The 15,725-nt window shown below is 39.9% G+C and carries 16 protein-coding genes, 1 other RNA gene and 1 pseudogene; 11 read left to right on the top strand and 7 right to left on the bottom strand.

Features of this window, described 5'->3' with window-relative positions:
- Positions 1–253 (top strand): annotated as a pseudogene (locus GARC_RS12885) (hypothetical protein); the annotation flags it as partial.
- Positions 254–312: 59 nt separating this feature from the next.
- Here GARC_RS12885 and ydiJ read toward each other — a convergent pair.
- Positions 313–3,333, bottom strand: coding sequence for a D-2-hydroxyglutarate dehydrogenase YdiJ (ydiJ, locus tag GARC_RS12880; RefSeq protein WP_007620715.1), 3,021 nt, complete (start codon positions 3,331–3,333; stop codon positions 313–315).
- A gap of 176 nt (positions 3,334–3,509) precedes the next feature.
- Here ydiJ and GARC_RS12875 point away from each other — a divergent pair, with 176 nt between their 5' ends.
- Complete coding sequence (locus tag GARC_RS12875) at positions 3,510–3,731, top strand: tellurium resistance protein TerC (RefSeq protein ID WP_007620713.1); 222 nt, start codon at positions 3,510–3,512, stop codon at positions 3,729–3,731.
- A 61-nt stretch (positions 3,732–3,792) separates the two neighbouring features.
- Here GARC_RS12875 and ppsA read toward each other — a convergent pair whose 3' ends face one another.
- On the bottom strand, positions 3,793–6,168 hold the full coding sequence (gene ppsA / locus GARC_RS12870; RefSeq protein ID WP_007620711.1) for a phosphoenolpyruvate synthase: 2,376 nt from the start codon (positions 6,166–6,168) through the stop codon (positions 3,793–3,795).
- A 208-nt stretch (positions 6,169–6,376) separates the two neighbouring features.
- On the opposite strand from ppsA, the gene ppsR reads away from it, so the two are divergent.
- Both ppsR and GARC_RS12860 read left to right on the top strand, forming a co-directional pair.
- Positions 6,377–7,189 (top strand): posphoenolpyruvate synthetase regulatory kinase/phosphorylase PpsR, encoded by an 813-nt coding sequence (ppsR, locus tag GARC_RS12865; protein ID WP_007620709.1) that lies wholly within the window; start codon positions 6,377–6,379, stop codon positions 7,187–7,189.
- Between the two features lie 4 nt (positions 7,190–7,193).
- Positions 7,194–7,877, top strand: coding sequence for a DUF2461 domain-containing protein (locus GARC_RS12860; RefSeq protein WP_007620708.1), 684 nt, complete (start codon positions 7,194–7,196; stop codon positions 7,875–7,877).
- Between the two features lie 20 nt (positions 7,878–7,897).
- Here the strand turns inward: GARC_RS12860 and GARC_RS26380 are convergent, their stop codons facing one another.
- A complete protein-coding gene (locus tag GARC_RS26380) occupies positions 7,898–8,053 on the bottom strand; it encodes a DUF2986 domain-containing protein (protein WP_007620707.1) in 156 nt (51 codons plus the stop codon).
- A gap of 219 nt (positions 8,054–8,272) precedes the next feature.
- On the opposite strand from GARC_RS26380, the gene GARC_RS12855 reads away from it, so the two are divergent.
- A complete protein-coding gene (locus tag GARC_RS12855) occupies positions 8,273–8,611 on the top strand; it encodes a YggL 50S ribosome-binding family protein (protein ID WP_007620706.1) in 339 nt (112 codons plus the stop codon).
- Between the two features lie 277 nt (positions 8,612–8,888).
- Here the strand turns inward: GARC_RS12855 and GARC_RS12850 are convergent, their stop codons facing one another.
- Complete coding sequence (locus tag GARC_RS12850) at positions 8,889–9,437, bottom strand: ankyrin repeat domain-containing protein (RefSeq protein WP_039989567.1); 549 nt, start codon at positions 9,435–9,437, stop codon at positions 8,889–8,891.
- Between the two features lie 301 nt (positions 9,438–9,738).
- Between GARC_RS12850 and GARC_RS12845 the strand changes: the two genes are divergently transcribed.
- Together GARC_RS12845 and GARC_RS27715 are read left to right on the top strand one after the other, a co-directional pair.
- Positions 9,739–9,984, top strand: a complete 246-nt coding sequence (locus GARC_RS12845) for a type II toxin-antitoxin system ParD family antitoxin (protein WP_007620694.1) — start codon at positions 9,739–9,741, stop codon at positions 9,982–9,984.
- A complete protein-coding gene (locus GARC_RS27715; RefSeq protein WP_007620687.1) occupies positions 9,974–10,273 on the top strand; it encodes a type II toxin-antitoxin system RelE/ParE family toxin in 300 nt (99 codons plus the stop codon). The genes GARC_RS12845 and GARC_RS27715 overlap by 11 nt, the downstream gene beginning before the upstream one ends.
- A 3-nt stretch (positions 10,274–10,276) precedes the next feature.
- Here the strand turns inward: GARC_RS27715 and GARC_RS12835 are convergent, their stop codons facing one another.
- Both GARC_RS12835 and GARC_RS12830 read right to left on the bottom strand, forming a co-directional pair.
- Complete coding sequence (locus GARC_RS12835; protein WP_007620686.1) at positions 10,277–10,624, bottom strand: RnfH family protein; 348 nt, start codon at positions 10,622–10,624, stop codon at positions 10,277–10,279.
- Positions 10,625–10,640: 16 nt separating this feature from the next.
- Positions 10,641–11,072, bottom strand: a complete 432-nt coding sequence (locus GARC_RS12830) for a type II toxin-antitoxin system RatA family toxin (protein WP_007620685.1) — start codon at positions 11,070–11,072, stop codon at positions 10,641–10,643.
- Positions 11,073–11,198: 126 nt separating this feature from the next.
- Between GARC_RS12830 and smpB the strand changes: the two genes are divergently transcribed.
- The 4 genes from smpB to GARC_RS12815 all read left to right on the top strand — a co-directional run bounded on the left by smpB (position 11,199) and on the right by GARC_RS12815 (position 13,395).
- Complete coding sequence (gene smpB, locus GARC_RS12825) at positions 11,199–11,675, top strand: SsrA-binding protein SmpB (RefSeq protein ID WP_007620684.1); 477 nt, start codon at positions 11,199–11,201, stop codon at positions 11,673–11,675.
- A 482-nt stretch (positions 11,676–12,157) separates the two neighbouring features.
- Positions 12,158–12,514: a transfer-messenger RNA gene (ssrA, locus tag GARC_RS26375) on the top strand.
- A gap of 222 nt (positions 12,515–12,736) precedes the next feature.
- Positions 12,737–12,982: a type II toxin-antitoxin system HigB family toxin gene (locus GARC_RS26370; protein ID WP_226989145.1), complete on the top strand. Its 246-nt coding sequence runs from the start codon at positions 12,737–12,739 to the stop codon at positions 12,980–12,982.
- 17 nt (positions 12,983–12,999) lie between these two features.
- Positions 13,000–13,395, top strand: a complete 396-nt coding sequence (locus tag GARC_RS12815; RefSeq protein ID WP_007620681.1) for a helix-turn-helix domain-containing protein — start codon at positions 13,000–13,002, stop codon at positions 13,393–13,395.
- Between the two features lie 18 nt (positions 13,396–13,413).
- On the opposite strand, the gene GARC_RS12810 is transcribed toward GARC_RS12815, so the two are convergent.
- A complete protein-coding gene (locus GARC_RS12810) occupies positions 13,414–15,378 on the bottom strand; it encodes an NERD domain-containing protein (RefSeq protein WP_007620679.1) in 1,965 nt (654 codons plus the stop codon).
- Between the last annotated feature and the right edge of the window lie 347 nt (positions 15,379–15,725).

Raw genomic sequence — 15,725 nt, 5'->3', positions numbered from 1 at the left:
CCACTTATTTATGCGGATTGGTATTATAGGTCCAGAAGTATATCAAGCACTCTTTAATGCATTGCTTAAGATTGCTAAACAACATGGTTTAGATGATGTCTTAGTGCAGTGTGAGTTGGAAGGTGTTAACTATTATCAACAGCAAGGATTCCGTCCAGTCGGTACAGTATTTATGGATGCAGGCGTAGCCAGACAAAGTATGTTGTGCAACCTAAATGATTTTAACCCCGAGAGAGTAGAACTTACACACTAGGGTAAGGTTAGAATAAAAACTAATCTTTGCCCTAGTGGCTTTTTCTGCATTCCCAGCATTTATACCAAACTCATAGCCAATATTTGTAAAGGATGTTTAGGTTTAAACGTTTCGAACCTGGCCACCTGACTGCGGCACGAATACCCAGTGGCCACTATTTGTTCTGGCTTATATTGACTAACGGCTTGTTGCCAGCTTAATTGATAAATACCTGTAGATTCTTCTATATGACTGGCTTCGTGACCAAAAGTACCCGCCATTCCACAACATCCCACTGATACCGCAGACAAGCTTAAGCCAGTTTTTTCAAAAATCTGTTGCCACTGTTCTTCACTCATAGGCAGCGCCGTTTTTTCGCTACAGTGACCAAAGAGTGCATAGTTTTGGATTTTGCTTTCGGCGACTTTTGGTAGTTCTATTTGCAACAACCATTCGTGCACAAGTTGCACCTTAAACTCACCACGTGCCTCGCCTAAGGTTTTGGTATATTCGTCGCGATAACACAGCACCATAGACGGGTCGACACCAATCAAAGGCAACGCCAACTCATCTAACTGATTCAAAAAATCTGCGGACGTTTTAGCGGTTTTCGCAAACTCATTTAAAAAGCCTTTTACGTGCTGTGGTTTGCCGTTTGGCATAAAAGGTAACAACACAGCTTCGTAACCTAATTTAGTAATCAATGTCACTAATGACTCAACCACTTGCGCATCATAAAAGCTGGTAAAGGGATCTTGTACAATACACACTTTTTTAGCACGTTGCGCCGCAGTTAACTTTTGCAAAGTTTCTAAATCAAATTGTACAGACGCGTTATCTTGCAACCTTTGACTCAGGGTTGGCTGCGACAAAATTGGCGTATCTATGTAACCGATAGTCTTACGAATTGTTTGATTAACCCAGCCTTGGCGTAAGAAAAAATTGATAAAGCCTGGGGCTTTGGCCATCAAGGGTGCCATAGTTTCAATATTGCCTACTAAGTGATCTTTGACTGGGCGCATATAACGTTGATAATAGATGCTTAAAAAACGCGATCTAAATCCAGGCACATCAACACTGACAGGGCATTGGCTTGAGCAAGCTTTACAGGCTAAGCAACCTTCCATAACTTCTAACACTTCATGTGAAAAGTCACTATCGACTCTTTTGTCGGTGCTATTTCGAAAGCGTTCAAACCAAGTAGGTGGATCTTCATTGTGTTCAAGCGCATTAACGTCAATGTTTTGGTTTGACAATAACCTCAGCCATTCACGTACCATGCTTGCCCGCCCCTTAGGGCTATGACGCCTATCACCGGTAATTTTAAAAGATGGGCACATAGGTGAAGTTGTATCGTAATTAAAACATAAACCATTGCCATTACAGCTCATAACAGGTTCAAAAGATGTCCTAACTTCGATGGGGATTTGCCGATCAAACTCACCACGTTTTTGATCGGACACTGTTACTAATGACTCGGTTGACTCTAATGGTGTACAGATTTTTCCGGGATTCATCTTATTATAGGGGTCAAAAACCGTTTTGATTTTCCGTAGCTCTGTAAACAACTCTTGTCCAAAAAACTGTGGTCCATATTCACTACGGTAACCTTTGCCGTGTTCGCCCCACATCAAGCCACCATATTTAGCGACTAATGCCACCACTTGCTCTGAAATTTCTGGCACCAAGGCTTCTTGTTCTGGGTCGCACATATCCAAAGCGGGACGTACATGTAATACACCCGCATCCACATGCCCAAACATACCGTATTTCAAACCATGCCCATCTAATAAAGCCCTAAATTCCATAATAAAATCAGCTAAATTTTCAGGAGGTACAGCCGTATCCTCAACAAATGCAATGGGCTTTTTAGCACCTTTTATTTTCCCAAGTAAACCCACTGACTTTTTACGCATAGCATAAATTTTCTGAATATCGGCCTTGTCATAGGTAATTTGGTAACCAATCACACCTAGATTTTCTGCGGAGTCTAAGTTGGCACTTAAGGCCGCTATTTTCTGTTCAATATCAGCTTGATCATTGCTGTTGTACTCCACCATATTTAGGCCAAGTACGGTTTTGCCTTCCACTTCGGTAATCAGACTTTCTACCGAATGCCAAATAATATCCTGCTTAGCCATGTTGAGTACATTACTGTCCACTGTTTCTACTGATGTGGCATTAGCAGCAACCATACTAGGTGCATGCCTTAGGGCTGATTCAAAGGAGTTATACTTAACATTAACCAAGGCTTTAAACGTGGCGATAGGTGTAATATTTACTTTGGCTTCTGCCACAAAAACAAGTGAACCCTCAGAGCCAGTAATAACTCGGCTAATATCTAATGCAGATAAATCCTCATTTAGGGTGTTTTCCAAATCATAACCCGTTAAAAAACGATTCATGCGCGGAAATTTATCTAGAATTTGTTGGCGTTTCCCTAAACAAGTGTCCAAGAGCTGCTGGGCTATTTTCGCAATTGGCGTGTGTTTTTGGCTCAAAGCCTTGGCATCTTCAATAGTCATAGGTGCAGTATTCAAAATAGTGCCGTCAGCCATAACGGATGTGATGGCCAAAATATGATCACTGGTTTTGCCGTAAACCAAAGAGCCCTGTCCCGAGGCATCTGTACTTATCATGCCACCAACAGTTGCCCTGTTACTGGTAGACAAGTCAGGGGCAAAAAAGAACCCTAGAGGTTTTAACACATCGTTTAACTGATCTTTTACTACACCCGCCTGGACTCTCGCCCAGTTTTCCTCTGCATTGACCTCTAACACTTGGTTCATATACCGTGAAACATCAACAATAATGCCGCTGGTAAGTGATTGGCCGTTGGTACCTGTACCGCCGCCTCTGGCTGAAAACTTCACGTCTTGATAGGGATTAGCGGTTTTACCAATCAGCGACAAGTCTTCAATGGATTTTGGAAACACTACAGCCTGAGGTAACTTTTGATAAATGGAATTGTCAGTAGACACCGCTAAGCGGCTAGCATAGCTAAACTCAACATCGCCAGAAAATGTGGACTTTGCCAAGTCGGTCAAAAAGTCCTGATAGTTACTTTCAATAAGAGCTTGAGGGTCTAACGCTGGCAACATAAGGGAAATTCAGTAATTGGTGTAGAAGTGAGGCGTTAATTGTACCTAAAATCATCACCTCTATTCTAGATCTGTTCGGCATTAAATAGTTTGTAACAACTGAAATTTTCACTAAAAACTGAATTGGTATAGGCTTAATACCATAAAACAATCTCAATCCACTTAAGGTGACAGACATGAAGAAAAAAATACGTATCACATTGGGTAGCCTGCTGGCCCTATTTGGCATAGTATTTTTTATTCTGCCAGGTTCGATCTTGGTATTGTTATTAGGCTTAGTCATGCTCAGTTATGATGTGCCCAGAGCAAGAGATTGGTTACGAACTTGTCAAAATGTCATGTCTAAGTCGGCACGGAAATTAGATAAGATCATTCTGGATAGAAAACTAAAAATTTAGTGTTAAAAAAACAATTAAAAAGCCGCTTAACTTAAGCGGCTTTCTTCAATCTAAAGTCTGATTATGCCCCGTGCTTTTCACCAAGATATAACCAAGTTTCGACTACTGTATCTGGATTGAGTGACACACTGTCGATCCCTTGTTCCACTAACCACTGCGCCAAATCTTCATGATCAGAGGGGCCTTGACCACAGATACCCACATACTTTCCACGCTTCTTAGCAGCTTGAATTGCCATAGATAACAAAGCTTTCACTGCTGGGTTACGCTCATCAAACAAATGGGCAATCAATCCTGAATCTCGGTCTAGACCTAAAGTTAACTGAGTCAAATCGTTTGAGCCGATAGAAAAACCATCAAACATATCAAGGAATTGGTCGGCCAAAAGTGCGTTTGAAGGTAGCTCACACATCATAATAACCCGCAAGCCATTTTCACCTTGCACTAAGCCTTCTTCAGCAAGCAACTCTATTACTTTTGCCCCTTCTTCCAGTGTACGCACAAAGGGGATCATGATCTCTACGTTAGTTAAATCCATCTTGTTACGCACGCGTTTTATCGCTTCACATTCCAAGGCAAAACATGCACGAAATGACTCTGAAATATAACGACTGGCACCACGGAAACCCAGCATAGGATTTTCTTCATCGGGTTCGTATTGATAACCGCCCACTAAATTAAAGTATTCATTGGACTTAAAATCAGACATACGCACTATGACTTTTTCAGGCGAAAACGCCGCAGCTATGGTGGATATACCTTCTACTAATTTTTCGATGTAGAACTCAACAGGAGAAGCATAGCCAGCTATCATGTCGTTGATTTCATCTTTTAATTCATCGGGTTGATTATCAAAATCAAGTAGTGCTTTAGGGTGCACACCAATCATTCTATTGATAATAAACTCAAGTCGCGCTAAACCTACGCCCGAATGGGGTAAACGCGCAAAATCGAAGGCTCTATCAGGGTTACCCACATTCATCATCACTTTAAGTGGGATTTCAGGCATTGAGTCAATCCGTGATGTCACAACATCAAAGTCCAATACATCACCATAGATAAACCCGGTATCGCCTTCTGCGCAGGACACAGTAATTTTGTCACCATTTTCAATGGAAGCAGTAGCATTACCACAGCCCACTACCGCAGGAATACCTAGTTCACGGGCGATAATAGCCGCATGGCATGTTCGTCCGCCACGGTTGGTCACAATTGCCGACGCTTTTTTCATGATTGGCTCCCAATCGGGATCGGTCATATCAGTGACTAACACATCTCCCGGTTGGATCTTGTCCATTTCTTCCACGCCTTTGAGCACTTTTGCTACACCAGCGCCAATTTTGTGACCAATCGCTCGTCCTTCACATACAGTCTTTGCTTTGCCTTTTAGCATAAAGCGTTCAATAACTTGCATATCTTCACGGCTGCGCACTGTCTCTGGACGAGCTTGCACTATGTAAAGTTTGCCATCGATACCATCTTTGGCCCATTCAATATCCATTGGTCTTTTGTAATGTTTCTCAATGATGACGGCTTGTTTGGCTAATTCCATAACCTCGTCATCAGTAAGTGAATATTGACGACTGTCTGCAGCATCAATATCGACAATTTCAACTTGTTTGCCGTGTTCTAAATCTTCTGAATAAATCATCTTGGTCAGTTTACTACCAAGATTTCTGCGTACTACAGCAGGAACGCCTTTAGCCAAGGTTGGCTTGTGTACATAAAATTCGTCTGGGTTAACAGCACCTTGCACCACCATTTCACCTAATCCATAAGATGAAGTAATAAAAACAACATCTTCAAAACCGGATTCAGTATCAATAGAAAACATCACGCCTGAGGCAGAACAGTCACTGCGTACCATACGTTGAATGCCTGCAGACAAAGCTACACCTTTGTGGTCGTAACCTTGGTGTACTCGATAAGAAATCGCTCTGTCGTTAAACAGTGAAGCAAATACGTGTTTGATGGCGACCATGACAGAGTCATAACCCTTCACGTTTAAAAAGGTTTCTTGTTGACCAGCAAAAGAAGCATCAGGCATGTCTTCTGCTGTTGCTGAGGAGCGCACAGCAAATGAAGCTTCATCACCAGCCTCCCCTTGTAAGGTTACAAAAGCAGTACGTATGGCATTTTCTAGCTCTGGTAGAAAAGGTGTCTCGATGATCCAGTTACGAATGGTTTCGCCGGCTTTACCTAAGGCGGCAATGTCTTCGATATCTAAGTCATCTAACAAAACATGAATACGAGCTTCTAAGCCACTTTGTTCGAGAAATAAATTAAATGCATGGGCTGTGGTCGCAAATCCTCCAGGAACTTGCACTCCTGCATTGGCTAAATTTGAAATCATCTCGCCCAACGACGCGTTTTTGCCGCCAACTACCCCAACATCTCCCATTCCTAGTTGTTGGTACCACAAAACGTGTTCTTGCATTCTCACTTTCTCCAAATGATTGTTTGCTAATTTAAAAATCGTGTTAGGTTAGGCAAATCGTCTTAATTTGAACTGTTAATACCAGCATAAAAAACGAGATCCTTATAACCACTTAATAGTTGTTAGGGTGATTTTAGAATGTTGTTGTTATAAAAGTAAAACTTTATTATTTTTCGTAATTAAATTACACCATTGTTAAGGAAATGTTTTGAGAACTGCCTATTATATTTCGGATGGAACAGCCATTACTGCGGAGGTGTTTGGCCACGCATTGCTCTCCCTGTTTACGATCGAGTTCAAACACATTACGATTCCCTTCGTCGAAACCACAGAAGAGGCCATTGAGGTCGTTCGAAAAATATCTGAAAGTTTTCAAGATGACGATCAAAGACCTTTAGTGTTTTACACTATAGTCAATATCGAAGTACGCAAGATTGTTTCTAAATCAGTGGGCATAAATTACAATTTTTTGGATCAGTTTGTGGCGCCATTAGAAAAAGTTTTAGGTGTGCCATCTAAGCCAGAAAAACATCGTACTCATAGTATTCATGAAAAAACTTACGATATTCGAATTGAAGCGGTTAACTATGCATTAGCAAATGACGATGGTTCCAATCTAAAAGATTATCACGAAGCAGATATTATTTTAGTCGGCGTATCTCGCTCAGGTAAAACCCCAACCAGTCTATATTTAGCACTACAATACGGCATTAAAGCCGCTAATTATCCTTTCACCGAAGACGACATGGGTGACATTTTGCGATTACCCGCCTCTTTACGGCGCTTTAAAGACAAATTGTTTGGACTGACTATTCAAGCAGACAGATTGCACCAAATTCGCTCAGAACGGCGCGCCAATAGTAAATATGCATCCTTGAAGCAATGTCGTATGGAATTACGAGAAGTCGAAAATTTATACCGCAAAGAAAAAATCCCTTTTCTGAATAGCACGCGCTTTTCAATTGAAGAGATTTCAGCCAAAATTTTAGCTACAACAGGCTTACAACGTAAGAAGTATTAACACTATGTTCAATCATTTCGAACCTTCATTGATGAAGTTTATGCGCGACTTACAAAACAACAACAACCGTGACTGGTTTAACGATCATAAACAACAGTACGAAGATCACGTTCGCTCCCCTGCCCTCGCATTTATCGAACAAATGGATCAATGGATCCGGCTTATTTCACCCCACTATGAAGCCAGCCCCAAAAAAATGGGCGGTTCGCTGATGCGAGTCTATCGTGATGTTAGATTTTCTAAAGACAAATCGCCGTATAAAACCAATGTCGGCATACAGTTTCGCCACGAAGTGGGTAAGGACGTGCACGCCCCTGGATTTTATCTGCATATAGCCGCTGACGATATTTTTTTAGGTGTGGGCACTTGGCGTCCAGATAGAGATTCTTTGGCCGCCATTCGAGATCATATAGTGACCAAACCAGGTCCTTATTTAGATGCCATTAATCATCAACCCTTTACCGAGCTTTATGAATTGGCAGGCACTAAGTTAACGCGCCCACCTAAAGGTTATGACAAAGAACATGAATTGATTGAAGAGATAAAACGCAAAGACTTTATTGCCCTATGCCCTCTACAAGAAAGTGATTTGTATCAAGCTGATTTTTGCAAAATGGTGGCCAGTCGTTTTGGACGTGCCCAGCCATTTCAAAAGTTTATATGTGAGGCGCTAGGATTACGATTTTAAAAGTAAGCAATACTATACCGCTATGGGATGTTATGGGGTGCTAATACCTCTAGGTCTTCAAGCTTTTGCCGATCAGCTTTACAAATATAAGAGGATTTTTTACTCGGATTACGTTTAGCTTTGGCCGTTTTCAGACGTTTTTGGTGTATTTGTTTTAATTTTTTTTGTTTATTCATGGGAATGTCTTGTTAAAAGTAAGGGTATTTAGGAATAAGACGTACAACTTGCCTCATCATTTTCGCCATTATAACCTAACAACTATCCGCTTTTGTTTTTCTTTCACTACCCATTTTCAAAAGCTGCTAGTATGCGCGCAATCATCACCTAGCATCGATCTATAACATTGGGCTAAAGGTGATTGTTATCAATCCATTTTAACTTCTATAGGTAATATAATGTCACAACAACCAAGCAGAAATAGACGTCAACGAAAAAAAATGCATTTAGACGAATGGGCCATTTTAGGCTTTGAGTTTAGCTGTACGTTAGACAAAGCATCAGAAGCCGATTACGGCCTGTTTTTTGATAGTTTGGAAGAACTAGTCGGTACTCAACATCTTTATATGACAATTGAGAACGACAGCGAGACATTCGAAGGGTTTGTCACCTCAGCAGATCGTTATGGTAACGCCACTGAAGAAAACAGAACGTCTGTCGAAACTTTAATGAATAGTCACAAAATCGTGAAAGATGTGAAAATTGGTAAGTTGGTGGATGCGTTTTACGAATTGTAAGCCTCCAGCTAACTTGTAATATGCCAATTAGATAACTGATGGCGAGGACTCAAGCGCCGCGCCATCATTAATCTACCCGTTCAAGGTCTGCACTGTTCAAAGCGCATTTAACAACTGCAAACATCTTGTTATTACGTTTGTTTTTCACGATAAAACCCTCCACTGGCAAATACTGTTCGGCAATACCAAATAGTTTTCGTAATTTTATTAACCTGTACTGCTTCCTAATAGTGCATCAAAGCTTGTTGAGCAGATTTACTGTTTCACGACTTGCTCATTATTCATCAACATTTGGCGCTGTTTGCGTCTTCGCAGCATCCCTTATGAGTGTCCTAATATTGTCAGAAATAGAATTATTCATTTCAACTCTTTCAATCACTGTAAACCCGTATCCATCTTTTATGGTGATATCTGCACCATTTTCTAACAGATAAACTACACAGCGTTCTCCATTTCTGTGAACACAATAGTGCAACAATCCCTGCTTAGAATAAATATCAGTTAGACCGTTAACATCCGCTCCATAGGTAATAAGTTTATCGGCAACCTTGGTAAACCCGGACGTTATGGCGACTAGTAAAACCCTTTTTCCTTGTTCATCCCGTGCATTAGGATCCGCACCCGCAGCTAAAAGAATATCGACATATTCAAGCTTTTCTTTCTTAATAGCCCAAAATAGTGCAGAACGCCCCCACCCATCTTTTAATTCTATATCAGCTTTTGACTGGATGTAGGCGTTAATACCTGCTTCATCACTTTCTCTAATCAGGCAATGCAAAGGTAGTTGTTCGCAATTAAGTAGTGATTTTTTTTCGCATCTCTTCAAAATTACTATTCTCCGAATATGCGTATAGATAAGACAATAGAAAAACCACACCAATAATAAATAGTGTTATCAACAGAATACCTTTAACTAACGTTCGTATTTTCAATTCACCACCTAAACATGTTGTATGGGGCTAGTAACTATAACCTTAAAACTAGTATTTATAACAAGGAAGAAACAGTCAAAACTCAATCCCAAGAACATCATTCCAAATGGCACTGTCTAAAGAAGTTATTTTTACCGTTTGAAAACGACTATAATAGAGATTCAAACTTAAGAACTTAAAGTATAGGTACATTTTATGACGCAAACTGTCAGTATTAGTTTAGGAAAACATTTTACAGGCTTTCTAAATCAACTAACTGAAAATGGACGTTATGGGTCTGCGAGCGAAGCCATACAAGCAGCTTTACGTTTATTAGAGCAGGAGGAAAGTAAAATACAAATGCTGCAAAATGCTTTAACACAAGGAGAAGAAAGTGGCGAAAGCACAAAAGCATTTAGCGATATTGTGAAAATGGCAAAAACCGAGTTTCATGCCCAATAGCTATACCAACTCCAAACAGGCTGAAAAGGATATCAATCATATTACCAAAAGAAGTATGGCTGATTTTGGAGAAGTGCAAACTGACAAATATTTAGAGGGCTTAGCTGAAGCACTAATAAAAATAAGTCTGGCTCCCAAATTAGGCCGAAGGTTCATTCATGGTGAAACACAACAAACTTACCTTTACTACCGTTATATCAGTCACATAATTTATTATAGGGAACGAAAAAACGATATATTTATCATCCGCATATTACATACAAAAATGTTACCTAAAAAACACCTATAACCACTATTCTTTATTCACAGTAACCTTCGCTCTTCCCCCAGTCACTCTATTCGCCCTACCCTCATCTACCGCTTTTTCAGCGCGGCGACGTCTAGCTTCTTTAGGATCGGCAATCAGCGGGCGATAGATTTCAATTCTGTCACCTTTTTTAGGTAGGTCAGTTAATTTACAAGTGCGATTCCAAATGCCTACTTTTAATACTTCAAGATTGATATCTGGAAAACGTTTCATAATCCCCGACGCCAAAATAGCTTGTTCAACTGTGGTACCTTTTTCAACTACCACTTCAAGTAAAGCTTGTTTTTCGGGTGTCCCGTAAACCACTTCAAGGGATATTTGTTGGTCTGTCATATGCTCTTATTAACCTCTAGCCGTATACCTGTTTGGCGCGCTCTGTAAAAGCGATCACCATATTGGCAGCAATCGAGTTAAATACTCGCCCAAAAGCCATTTCAACTAATTTACTTGAAAAAGCAAAATCTAAATTTAATTCTATTTTACAGCCCGACTCACTAAGTGACGTAATAGTCCAGCCACCTGTTAAGCGTGAAAAAGGCCCATCAACTAAGTTCATTTGGATAAACTCGCCACGCTTAAGGGTGTTGTGTGTGGTAAACCATTGTTTAACACCGGCCTTTGAAATGAGAATGGATGCTCGCATATTGTCATTATCTTGTTGCAAAACCTTAGTTTCAGCACATCCGGGGATAAATTCTGGGTACAGCTGTACGTCATTAATCAAATCGAACATCGATTCAGCACTATAGGCAACTAACGCACTGCGAGATACATTCGCCATTCACACTCCCTAATTGGTCAAGATTTAAAACCGCAGTAGATTAACATAAGTCATTTAAATCCATTACTTTTTCAATACGATGAATTTTTGTTGTACCACAACACACAATCTCTATAATACCGCCCTATGAATAAAAAGAACTCAAAATCTACAAATAGCACCATAGCGCTTAATAAAAAAGCCCGCCACGAATACAACCTTCAAGACAAACTCGAATGTGGTATGTCATTGCAAGGTTGGGAAGTGAAAAGCATTCGTTCTGGTAACATTAATATTTCAGAAAGTTACGTCACTATTGAAAAAGGTGAAGCCTTTCTCATTGGTTCAACCATACAACCGCTAAACCAAGCGTCTAGCCACGTAGTATGTGACCCTACTCGTAAACGTAAGTTATTGCTCAAGAAACGGGAGTTAGACAAGTTAATCGGCTCAGTTGAACGCCAAGGTTATTCGATTATTGCCACTGCCATGTACTGGAAGAAAAACTGGGTAAAAGTCGAAGTCTACTTAGGTAAAGGTAAACAAGAACATGACAAGCGAGATGCAGTAAAAGATCGTGATTGGGCCCGTGATAAAGAACGCATGATGAAACATAAGGCATAACGCCAACTCATCAACCGCATATTTATTTAGCGTGCTCATATTAAACAGGCATTAAAGAATAAAATCAGTATTTAATGCCTGCTATTTTTCGATACCCCTTTCGATCCAAATTCAGCTGGGGATTAACATCCCCTTCAACCCAAATCACGTTACTGATAATAATCCCCTCATATCCAGTCCGCCCACTCTTTGTATAACACTTCAGCTCAGTACCGGATAAATATTCACAAGCCGCTAAATTTATCTTTCAAAATGCTTTTACTAAGAAATTTTTTGTACTTGGCCATATGTATAAGGTAAATGAAGTGAAAATTAAAGTGGTTATAGGCTGATAACTGTCCGAACATGCGTGTTTTATAGCCGATATATTGACTTAGCTCCCTTTCACACAAGCTTTGTAACAACATTTGCATAAACACTGTATTCACAGCTAACTGGCCTATGCTATAATCCCCTCGTTGGTAGTTTGCAACCAACACCTTGGGGCTGATTATGGATTCGACAGGACTCTAGAAGCTTTAGGTGCATGCAGAGGAGCGGTTTGCCTCTATAAAAGCCGCATTTAAATAGTCGCAAACGACGAAAACTACGCACTAGCCGCTTAATAACCGGCAGTGCCCTTCCACTCATACTCTTTCTGCTAGTAGAGGTTCGGAAGGTCATCCCAGCAGGATAGCGAGGGAACCTTGTCTAAGGGTGAACCGCGAAATAGTATTAGGCCCGCTATGAGAAATCCTGTTTGTCGGAGTTCAAATTAGTTAAATAAAAGACAAAATAAGCATGTAGTACCGATGGTTGACGTGTTCTGGACGCGGGTTCGAGTCCCGCCAGCTCCACCACATAACAAAAAAGGCTTATCGAAAGATAAGCCTTTTTTGTTTCTGTTATCCCAACTTGAAATCTGTTATCGATTTGGCTGAACCTTTAATTTGACGACGCCCCATTCATTTACTTCTAGTTATTTTTTGTTGAATCAGTCCCATTTTGGGACTAATGTAACACTTATGAGAATCATCGCCTTATCGACACTGAAATCTTTCTGGTGAGAACACCCAGAATACATAGATGCTAAAGAGCCAACGTTAGCTTGGTATCGTCATGCATTGGCTGCCGACTGGAGTAACCCTGCAACTATTAAGCAGGATTACAAGAATGCCAGCATTCTTAAAGACGGGCGAGTGGTATTCAATATTGCCGGGAATAAGTTTCGACTGATCGTATGGATCAACTATGTCTATCGAGTCGTTTACATCCGATTCATCGGTACCCACGGGCAGTATGACAAAATTAATGTACAAACTATTTAATTGCTGGAGTAAACACTATGGACATCAAACCGATTAAAACTGATGGCGACTACCGAGCGGCATTAAAAGAAATTGGAAATCTAATGATGGCAGGCTCTGATACCCCAGAAGGGGAAAAGCTGGATGTGTTAGTTACACTGGTCGAAGCCTATGAAACCAAACACTTTCCGATGGAATTGCCCGATCCAGTCGAAGCCATCAAGTTTGAAATGGAAAGAAAGGGCCTAACGGTAAAAGACCTCGAGCCAATGATTGGTAAAAGTAATCGTGTTTATGAAATTCTTAATAATAAGCGCTCGCTGACATTAAAAATGATCAGAAAACTCCATGATGGCTTGGGCATTCCTGCGGAGTCCCTAATTAGGCCATCGCAAGTACAGGGCGAAGCAAAGTCTGCCTTTGTGAAACAATAAACTAAAGTGTCTCTCTAGCTACCAAATTTTCTCTTGTTCAATAACACTTAAGAAGTTTTGAGCCGTAAAATCATTTGGATATAAAGTAAAGTTAGGGTCTCCTTGTATCTCTTGACCTTCAACAAAATTATCTCTGTCAAATAACAACTGACTATCATCTCTTAGTGCAATAATTATTTCTTCAAGTGATACTTTTAAGTAGCCAGAAAAGTGCTCATGGTCATGCTCTATCGAGGTGTCAACAATCCAACCACTTACTAGGGATGTTACATCACAGGTATCAAGGCCAAGTGATGCTTTAAAGTGTGCATCGTTTATTAGCGCTTGCTTAACCGCATTCACTTTGCTACCAATTTGTTGACCAGCCTTTCTAAGCGTTCTTGTTTTATGAAACCAAACATCCTTTTTAGTACTACGTAAAAATGTTGATTTAACTTCAAGTACAAATATATGCCCTTCTAAAGCACATATAAGGTCTATTTCACCAGGATCATGTTCAGGTGTTTTTTCGGGGTGATAATTAAGTAGAACTGTAAAACCTCTAGCTTTGAAATTCTCAGCCAATCTTAATTCAATAGCTGCAGTTTCACATCGAGCTTCATTACGGCCAGCCCCAATACGCCTAAGGTTATTTAGTGCTGCTGTTGAATTATTCTGAAACGCTACCATCCAAGGGAATTGAAAAATATGTTTGCCAAATTTTAATATAGGGCGTTCATAAAGCTCTGGTATTAGTACTAAAGTTGAGTTTTCATTTTGTAGTTTTTTTGCCGTATATTTTAGATCATGACTCCAAAAGTCAATAATTGCTTCAGCTGCTTTTTGGTTACCATGAGGGAAGTTTTGATTAACTGTCCAAGCTTTAATTCTCGCAGCTTTGTCTTTTTTAGATGACCATGTGATTGGGAAACGGTTTTCACCTTGTTGTATGCCTTCAAACGCTAAGCGATTGATTGCCGTTAACCAGTTTTTCTCTTCAGACAGATACTTTTGATAATGAGCTATAAAATCTTTACTAAAAAATGCTGACATTAGATTTAAAGATATTAACGCTTCATGTAAGTTTACACGTAGCCCTGAGTCAGCCGTTAAATATTCATTTAGGCCGTAAACCTCAACTAATCGTAACTGGGTCGAAAACGTCTTAATCATCGCTAACTGATTGGCTTCATGGTTCTCTTTAGCGCCAATTTGTTGTTCAGCCATACCAGAAGCTATAAGTTTATTAACACCTCTGTTAAACCAATAACCATTCAATAGCTTTAATTTGTGACCATTAAACCGCCAGGCTAGCTTTGCTGGGGCATCAACCTCTTCTATAACTGCTATGCCCTTTTCAATTTTAAATGCGATGCTATCATCAAAACAAAAAGCATTAACTGACTGTGAAATAAAACTATTAAACGCAATCTGTTTTGTTATCAACTCAGATACTTTTTGGTAAGTCTGTATATGAATTTTTTGTTCTTCTGAAGGAAACATAAAAGGTATTAGATGCTCTTTTACTGTTTCAAGTATACGGTTTTCAGTTAAATCAAAATCATTGATGTCGCTACTTTCTAATTGCCAAGCCAATATGTTTTTAAATGCTGACCAAGCCTCTTCCATATCGTTATTTGCAAGAGAGTTACCATCATTATCAGTATCAGTTCCAAGCAAACATTCGAATGCAAATAGGCTAATATAAATTAAACACATTAATGGTGTTAAGGAGGTTAACTCCTTTTTAGTTTGTTCTAAATCCACCACCAGCCTTTCATGCTCTTTGTGCATTAACCTGATGACAGCGATTATTTCATCAAATTTATCAGTCTCACCGTCGGCTAATCGCTGCAGCTCTTGCCATTTGTTAGACCTCGGCTTCAGTACTAATGCTGAATACCGAACAGCATTTTTAACGGATAAAGGGGATTTTGAAGCAATGACTTTAAGCAAGGGAAAGTTACTGACAAGCTCCTGGCTGAAGTACCGAGTTAGTGCCAAAATAGCCTGTCCTTTTCTGCCGACGATACTTTTTTCTTTCTCTGGCCTTGGGGTTTATTATCAAGGTAAGCGTCTATGACTATTTGAGCTGCTGCAGTAAGTGATTTATTACTGGCAAGGCAGTTTGTGAATTTTTTATCGTAGTAGTTTTGATTATCCATAATCTTTTTATCATTCTTTGAGTGTATATCGAAAACCTTAATTTATATTGTGGCTTTCTATTCAAATCAGTCTGATTGAACTATAGAGGAAAACAATTCTATTTTATAGTTATCCATGATTAGTCATCCACTTCATACCGACTAAAAGACTTACCTACATTTAACCTTTCTAAACTTCATAAGTGT

The organism is Paraglaciecola arctica BSs20135 (assembly GCF_000314995.1).
GTDB classification, from domain to species: domain Bacteria; phylum Pseudomonadota; class Gammaproteobacteria; order Enterobacterales; family Alteromonadaceae; genus Paraglaciecola; species Paraglaciecola arctica.
Note: the sequence above shows the minus strand (reverse complement) of the source record. Positions and strands in the feature narration are given on the sequence as shown.

Coding starts and splice junctions, on each gene's coding strand:
- ydiJ (WP_007620715.1), bottom strand. CDS start 3,333: ATGTTGCCAGCGTTAGACCCTCAAGCTCTTATTGAAAGTAACTATCAG.
- GARC_RS12875 (WP_007620713.1), top strand. CDS start 3,510: ATGAAGAAAAAAATACGTATCACATTGGGTAGCCTGCTGGCCCTATTT.
- ppsA (WP_007620711.1), bottom strand. CDS start 6,168: ATGCAAGAACACGTTTTGTGGTACCAACAACTAGGAATGGGAGATGTT.
- GARC_RS12860 (WP_007620708.1), top strand. CDS start 7,194: ATGTTCAATCATTTCGAACCTTCATTGATGAAGTTTATGCGCGACTTA.
- GARC_RS26380 (WP_007620707.1), bottom strand. CDS start 8,053: ATGAATAAACAAAAAAAATTAAAACAAATACACCAAAAACGTCTGAAA.
- GARC_RS12855 (WP_007620706.1), top strand. CDS start 8,273: ATGTCACAACAACCAAGCAGAAATAGACGTCAACGAAAAAAAATGCAT.
- GARC_RS12845 (WP_007620694.1), top strand. CDS start 9,739: ATGACGCAAACTGTCAGTATTAGTTTAGGAAAACATTTTACAGGCTTT.
- GARC_RS27715 (WP_007620687.1), top strand. CDS start 9,974: ATGCCCAATAGCTATACCAACTCCAAACAGGCTGAAAAGGATATCAAT.
- GARC_RS12835 (WP_007620686.1), bottom strand. CDS start 10,624: ATGACAGACCAACAAATATCCCTTGAAGTGGTTTACGGGACACCCGAA.
- GARC_RS12830 (WP_007620685.1), bottom strand. CDS start 11,072: ATGGCGAATGTATCTCGCAGTGCGTTAGTTGCCTATAGTGCTGAATCG.
- smpB (WP_007620684.1), top strand. CDS start 11,199: ATGAATAAAAAGAACTCAAAATCTACAAATAGCACCATAGCGCTTAAT.
- GARC_RS12815 (WP_007620681.1), top strand. CDS start 13,000: ATGGACATCAAACCGATTAAAACTGATGGCGACTACCGAGCGGCATTA.